Consider the following 7,354-nt stretch of genomic DNA (forward strand, 5'->3'; position numbering starts at 1 on the left):
GGGAGAAGCCGATGTCGGCCGGGGCGCTCCCGGGGCCACCCCGGCCGTCCTCCAGGAAGGAGAGCAGGCGCTCCGCCTGGGCACGCAGCGCCCCATCGCTCTTCGCCGACAGCACCCACGGCACCGGCCCCGGGACGGCCGTCTCGCGGGCGGGCTCGTCGCTCGTCGCGGCCTGTTCGACGATGACGTGAGCGTTGGTGCCGCTGATGCCGAAGGACGACACGGCGGCACGCCGCGGCGCGTGGGTCGCAGGCCACTCCACGGCCTCGGTGAGCAGCCGGACATCACCGGCCGACCAGTCCACGTGCGGCGTCGGCTCATCGACGTGCAGGGTCTGCGGCAGCACGCCGTGCCGCATCGCCATGACCATCTTGATCACACCGGCCACGCCCGCCGCGGCCTGGGCGTGGCCGATGTTCGACTTCAGCGAGCCCAGCCACAACGGCCGGTCGCCGTCCCGTCCCTGGCCGTAGGCGGCGATGAGGGCTTCTGCCTCGATCGGGTCGCCCAGCCTCGTGCCCGTACCGTGCGCCTCCACGGCGTCGACGTCCGCGGGCGCGAGTCCGGCGGTCGCCAGGGCCTGGCGGATGACGCGCTGCTGGGAGGGGCCGTTGGGCGCCGTGAGTCCGTTCGACGCGCCGTCCTGGTTCACCGCGCTGCCCCGCACGACGGCCAGCACCCGGTGACCGTTGCGCCGGGCGTCGCTGAGCCGCTCCACCAGGAGCATGCCCGCGCCCTCGGCCCAGCCCGTACCGTCGGCCCCGGCGCCGAACGCCTTGCAGCGGCCGTCCGCCGACAGGCCGCGCTGGCGGCTGAACTCCACGAACATGCCGGGCGTGGACATCACGGTGACGCCGCCGGCCAGGGCCATCGTGCACTCGCCGCTCCGCAGCGACTGGACGGCCAGGTGCAGCGCCACCAGCGAGGACGAGCAGGCCGTGTCCACGGTGACCGCCGGGCCTTCGAGACCGAACGAGTAGGCCACGCGGCCCGAGGCGACGCTGGTCGTCGTGCCGGTCAGCAGGTAGCCCTCGATGCCGTCGGCCGGCTCGTGAAGCCGGGGGCCGTAGTCCTGTGCCGTCGCGCCGATGAACACGCCCGCCCGGCTCCCGCGTAGCGTGGCCGGGTCGATGCCGGCCCGCTCGAAGGCCTCCCACGCGGTCTCCAGGACCAGCCGCTGCTGCGGGTCGATCGCGGCGGCCTCGCGGGGGCTGATGCCGAAGAAGCCGGCGTCGAACTCGGCCGCCTCGTGCAGGAAGCCGCCGTACCGCGTCGAGGACTTGCCGAGCGTCCCGGGCTCCGGGTCGTAGAGCGCTTCGACGTCCCAGCCGCGGTCCGCCGGGAATCCGGAGATGGCGTCGCCACCTGAGGCGACCAGCCGCCACAGGTCCTCGGGGGAACTCACCCCGCCGGGCAGACGGCAGCTCATGGCCACGATGGCGATGGGCTCGTCGGGGTCGGCCGACGTCGCGGACGCGGAGGCCGCCGAGTCCTCGCCGCCCAGGGACCGGGCGGCGAGGTGGCGGGCGAGCGCGGCAGGGGTCGGGTGGTCGAACAGCAGCCCGCTGGGCAGGCGCAGGCCGGTGGCCTCGCCCAGTTGGTTGCGCAGTTCCACCGAGCTGAGCGAGTCGAAGCCGAGGTCCTTGAACGTCCACTCGGTCTCGACCTGGCGGGCTTCGGCGTGGCCCAGGACGGCGGCGATGTGTGCGCGGACCAGGTCGAGCACGGCCTCGTCGCGTTCGGACCGGGGCAGTCCGGTCAGCCGTCGGCCCAGGGCTCCGAGGGGCGCGCTGTCGGTCTCGGCGATGGCGATGGCGTCCGGCTCCGGAGCCGCGGGAGCCCAGCCGGTGGTGGCGACGGACGACGTGGTGACGCCGTCCAGCCAGTACCGCTGCCGTTCGAACGCGTAGGTGGGCAGTGCGACCTTGCGGCGTGTGTCTCGCCCGCCGCCGAACAGGGCGTCCCAGTCCGGCTGCACGCCGTGGACGTGCAGCGAGGCGACTGCCGCAAGCAGGGCCTGCGCCTCGGGGCGACGGGCGCGCAGGGCGGGGACGAACAGGGACTCGCTGTCAGCGCCGGCGCGAGCCATGGAGGTGAGCACGCCGCCCGGGCCGAGCTCCAGGTAGGTGTGGACGCCCTGCTCGTCGAGGCGGGCGATGCCGTCGGCGAAGCGGACCGCGTCGCGCACATGGCGGACCCAGTACGCGGCCGTGCACCCTTCGTACTCCGAGGGCTCTTCGGACAGTCGGCCCGTCACGTTGGACACGATCGGGATGCGCGGGGCGTGGAAGGTGAGGCCCTCGGCCACGTCGCGGAACTCCGCCAGCATGGGTTCCATGTGCGGGGAGTGGAAGGCGTGGCTGACCCTCAGCCGGCTGGTCTTGCGGCCCAGGGCGGCGAAGGCGTCGGCGATCTCGGTGGCGAGGTCCTCGTCGCCGGAGACGACGACGGAGTCCGGTCCGTTCAGGGCGGCGATGCTCACGCGGTCCGTGCGGTCGCCGATGCGGGCGCGGACCTCGTCCTCCGTGGCCTGGACGGCGATCATGACGCCGCCGGCGGGCAGCGCCTGCATCAGACGCCCGCGCGCGGCCACGAGGGCGCAGGCGTCGGCGAGCGAGAGGACGCCGGCGACGTGCGCGGCGGCGAGTTCGCCTATGGAGTGGCCCACGAGCACGCCGGGGGTGATGCCCCAGCTCTCCAGAAGCCGGAACAGGGCGACCTCGAGGGCGAACAGCGAGGTCTGCGTGTAGAGGGTCCGGTCGAGTTCGGCCGCTTCCTCGGTGCCTTCGGGGGCGAACATGACCTCGCGCAGCGGCCGCGGCAGCAAGGGGTCGAGGTGGGCACACACCTCGTCCAGCTCGGTGGCGAACGCGGGGACGGCCTCGGCCAGTTCGCGTCCCATGCCGGCTCGCTGGCTGCCCTGGCCGGAGAAGAGGAAGGCGAGCTCGCCGCGCGCGCCCGTGCGGCCCGTGGTCAGTGCGGCGTCGATGCCGCCGGTGGACAGCTCTCGCAGGGCGCGCAAGAAGTCGTCGCGATCCTCGCCCACGACGACCGCCCGGTGTTCGAAGGCGGTGCGGCCGGTGGCCAGCGACCAGCCGGCGTCGGGCAGGACGAGACCGGGGTGCGCCTCGGCGTGTGCGAGCAGGGCGGCGGCCTGGGCGCGCAGCCCGGACGCGGTCCTGGCGGACAGCGGCCAGAGGGTCGGCGCCGCGCTCGTACCCGCCTCCGCGGCCGCGCCCGCCGCGGTCGCCCGGTGTTCCGCCAGCACGATGTGGCAGTTGGTGCCGCCCATGCCGAACGAGCTGACGCCGGCGTGCAGCGGGCGGTCCTCCTGGCCCTCCCACGACGTGTGCTCGGTCTGCACCCGCAAGTTCAACCGGTTCAGGGGGATCGCCGGGTTCGGCGTCTCGAAGTTGAGGCTGGCGGGCAGTTCGCGGTGGCTGAGCGACAGGGCGGCCTTCAGCAGGCCGGTGATGCCGGCGGCACCCTCCAGGTGGCCGACGTTGGTCTTGGCCGAGCCGACCCGCAGTGGGCGGCCGCGCTCGCGTCCCGCACCGAGCACTGCGCCGAGCGCGGCTGCCTCGACGGGATCGCCGACCTTGGTGCCGGTGCCGTGCAACTCCACGTAGCCGACGTGGGCGGGGTCGATCCCGGCCCGCTCGTAGGCGAGACGCAGCACCTGTTCCTGCCCCGCCTGCAGCGGCACGGTCAGCCCGTCGCCGCCACCGTCGTTGTTGACCGCGCTGCCGCGGATCACGCAGTAGACGGGGTCGCCGTCCGCGACGGCCCGGGCGAGAGGTTTGAGCACGACGATGCCGCCGCCCTCGCCGCGGACGTAGCCGTTCGCGCGGGCGTCGAAGGTGAAGCAGCGGCCGTCGGGGGACAGGCCGCCGAACTTGGCGGCGCCCATGGCGCTCTCGGGAACGATGTTGAGGTTCACGCCGCCCGCGAGGGCGATCGTCGATTCGCCCTCGCGGAGGCTCTCGCAGGCGAGGTGGACCGAGACCAGAGAGGAGGACTGGCCGGAGTCCACGGTCAGGCTGGGGCCGTTGAGCCCGAGGAAGTACGAGACCCGGTTGGCGATGATGCTGCGGTGCAGGCCGGTGACGGTGTGCGGAGAGATGGCGGTGAGCCCGGAGCGGTGGTGCAAGGTCGCGTAGTCGTCCCAGATGGCGCCGACGAATACCCCGGTCCGGGTGGAGCGCAGCGTCCCGGCACGCACGTGCGCGTCCTCCAGCGCTTCCCAGGCCAGCTCCAGCACAAGCCGCTGCTGCGGGTCCATGGCGGCGGCCTCCTTGGGGGAGACTCCGAAGAACCCGGCGTCGAAGTGGCCGATGCGGTCGAGGAATCCTCCCCGTCGGATGTCGGTCCTGCCGGGTGCGGACGGGTCGGCGTCACCCACCGCGGCCCCGTCCCACCGGTCCGGGGGGACGTCGGTGATCGCGTCCGCGCCCTCGCTGAGCAGCCGCCAGAAGGCGGCTGGGTCGGCGGCCCCCGGCAGTCGGCACGCCAAGCCGATCACAGCTATACCATCGGCCGAATCCGCCGAAGCCGAACCGGACCGATTCACCATTCCGCTGAGCTCGGACTCGACCATATTGCACTCCACCCACCCGCACAGAGAATGAAAAGGCACCGCAGCGTGCCGGCCACGGCACAGGCGATCGGTTCGACCGGGCGGCAACAAGTTGCGGTGTGACCCTAGTTTCGGTCCCGCAGCCGCGCTCCGCCGCTGCATCGGATCAGCTTTAGGGGAATCCCCAATGGTCGACGTGCACGAGCATTGACAGCCGGGAATCTCTAAGGAGAACCCTAGGGACAGTCGTGGGAGAATTTCGGCTTGTACAGCCTCCCCCGATTCCCCTCCGCCGATGAGGCCCCAGGTCTTTCATGGCGCATTTGCAAGCAGCCGGGAATCACTCAGCACAGCCTTTTCTGCAGCACAGGTTGCCCTTTCGACCCGCCCGCCCCCTTCACGCAAGCGTGCGAGGAATGCCCGATGACCCCGCTGCGGTACCCCCGATGGGCACGTCGGCCACCTGGTCACCGGCCTGCAGACCGCGCGGTCCGTGCTGACCGACTCCCGGTTCAGCTCCTTGCCTGCCGGAAGGCGTTCTCCGGTGAAGGTGCCCGGCTCCGAGCTGATTGGCCGCATTCCGCAAGCTCTCCAGGAGATCCAAGAAGCCAAGGCCGACCGGCTGCGCGGTGACGCGCTCGAGGGCGGCCTGATCATGCTGCTCCTGTGCGCGTCTCTCCAGCGAACTCGGATCGGCCATCACCGTCGGCGCCGGCGCCCGGTGGTCCTGCGGCGGTCGTCGCACCCTGGCGGGCGACGCCCCCGGCAGGGTGAGCACGGCCCCACCGGTCGCGGCATTCCCTCATGGTCAGCGTTCACCGCGCGATCCGCTGGTGTGGGCGAAGCGACCCCCGGTGTTATTCAATGAGGTGTGCGGTCAGGGATCTCGGTGCCCCGACGCACGGGTCCGAGTACAGCCCCGACGCACGGGTCCGAGTACAGCCCCTGCGCTGCGCGGGGGATTGCGAGAGAGCCGCATGGACTCCACATCCTCCCCCTCGTCCTCTTCGCCGTTCGACATGGTCAGCAGTGCCCTGGGGCGCTACATCCCGCGCGGCGGAGCGGCAGCGGCGGCCGGTCCCGCGAACGCGCAGGGCGACCGCGCCACTCGCCAACGCGTACCCGAGAACCCGGCGGCCGACCGTCAGGATCAGATTCTCGGCGTGGTCAACCTGGACAGGGATCTGCGAATCACCCGCTGCAATCTGGACGCCCCCGTATTCGCGGGTCTGGACGCCGAGGCCGGGAGTCCGTTCGCGGATCTCCTGCCCGCCGGGGACGTACCGACGATCACACGGCGGTTGCGGCAGGTCCTGGAGATCGGTGAGGCGCACGTCGCCCGGATCCAGCGCCTGCGGCGCGGCGACGGGTCGGAGCTGGTGGTCTCGCTGAGCATCCTGCCCGCCGCGGCGCCTCAGGAGGGCTTGACCGTCTCCGTGATCGCCATGGCCAGGAGGCTGCACCTGTACGCCGCCGAGACCGCGATCGGCACCTCGCTGGACATCGGCGAGACCGCGCAGTCGCTGGCGGAGTCCCTGCTGGCCTGGGGAGACGTGGCCGCCGTCGACCTCGACTTCGCCGTGTGGACGGGCGAGGGAGTCACCGAGCACGCGCAGGGGCGCATCCGGCTACGGCGGGCAGCCCTGGTGCCGGACCGGGCGTGGCCCGCGGGTTACGTGACTCCGGGCGGCGATCTTCCGAGCGACGCGAGTCGCCTGCTGGCACAGGCGGTACGGCGGGACGATGCCCCGCAGCCCATCGTCATACCCGACCGGGAGGCGGTCGAGCGGCTGCTCGGCAGTCAGCGAGTGATCCGTGCCCTGGTGCCCGGTGACCGGTCGGCGAGTGTGGCGTGCGTACCGCTGGTCCTGGACGGCGCGCCACCCGTCGTGCTGGGCCTGGCGGAGGTCTGGCGGCGGTCGGACCGCCCCTTCCGCGACAGCGAGCTGTTCGACCTGCAGGAACTGGTGGCCAGGACCGCCCATCACGTCGACCTGGCCCGTCAACACCAGCGCGAGCACACGCAGGTGCTGGCGTTGCAGCGCCGGCTGCTGCCCCGGACCGGCGGCCACACGATCGAGATCGCCAGCGTCTACCAGCCCGCCACCCCCGACAGCGCGGGCGTCGGCGGCGACTGGGTGAACAGCTTTCCGCTGCCGGACGGCCGTACCGCGCTGGTGGTCGGTGACGTCGTCGGGCACGGCCTGGGAGCCGCGGCAACCATGGGCCAGCTGAGCATGGAGGCCCGCGCGCTGCTGTCCGCGGGGCTGGCACCCGACGAGGTGCTGGAGCACCTGGACGAGACCGTGACGCTGCTGGACGACGCGGAGTCCGGGCTGGCGGCCGGCTACAGCGCCCTCGGCTCCACCTGCTGCATCGCCCTCTACGACCCGGTCAGCCACCACGTGGCGCTATCCAGCGCGGGCCACCTCCCTCCGGTCCTGGTGCTTCCGAACGGGCACGCGGGTCCGCTCGCGGTCCGCCCTCACCCCGGCCTGGGCGCCGAGTTCGCGCTGCGGGAGCCGTTCGACGTGCACACGTTCGGCGTGCCCCCGGGCTCCCTGCTCGCCCTCTACACCGACGGCCTGGTGGAGGATCCGGCCCTGTCGATCGACGAGGGCATCAGCAGGCTGGCGGATGCCGTTTCCACGGTGCACCCCTGGGATGCCCTGCAGCAGGCCGCACGGCACGTCGTCTCCGCGCTGGCGCCCGTGCGCCAGCGCGACGACGTGACCCTGCTGCTCGCGCGCCTGATCGGCTACCGCAAGGGGGACACCG

General features: G+C 72.6%; 2 protein-coding genes. One reads left to right on the forward strand and one right to left on the reverse strand.

The features are described from left to right. A partial coding sequence (locus ACFWBT_RS40275; protein ID WP_385709018.1) for a beta-ketoacyl synthase N-terminal-like domain-containing protein occupies positions 1-4,573 on the reverse strand: 4,573 nt, incomplete at its 3' end. 980 nt (positions 4,574-5,553) lie between these two features. On the opposite strand from ACFWBT_RS40275, the gene ACFWBT_RS40280 reads away from it, so the two are divergent. Beyond that, on the forward strand, positions 5,554-7,354 hold a 1,801-nt coding region (locus ACFWBT_RS40280; RefSeq protein ID WP_385709015.1), incomplete at its 3' end, for a SpoIIE family protein phosphatase.

This window comes from Streptomyces sp. NPDC060027, from assembly GCF_042737005.1.
GTDB lineage: Bacteria > Actinomycetota > Actinomycetes > Streptomycetales > Streptomycetaceae > Streptomyces.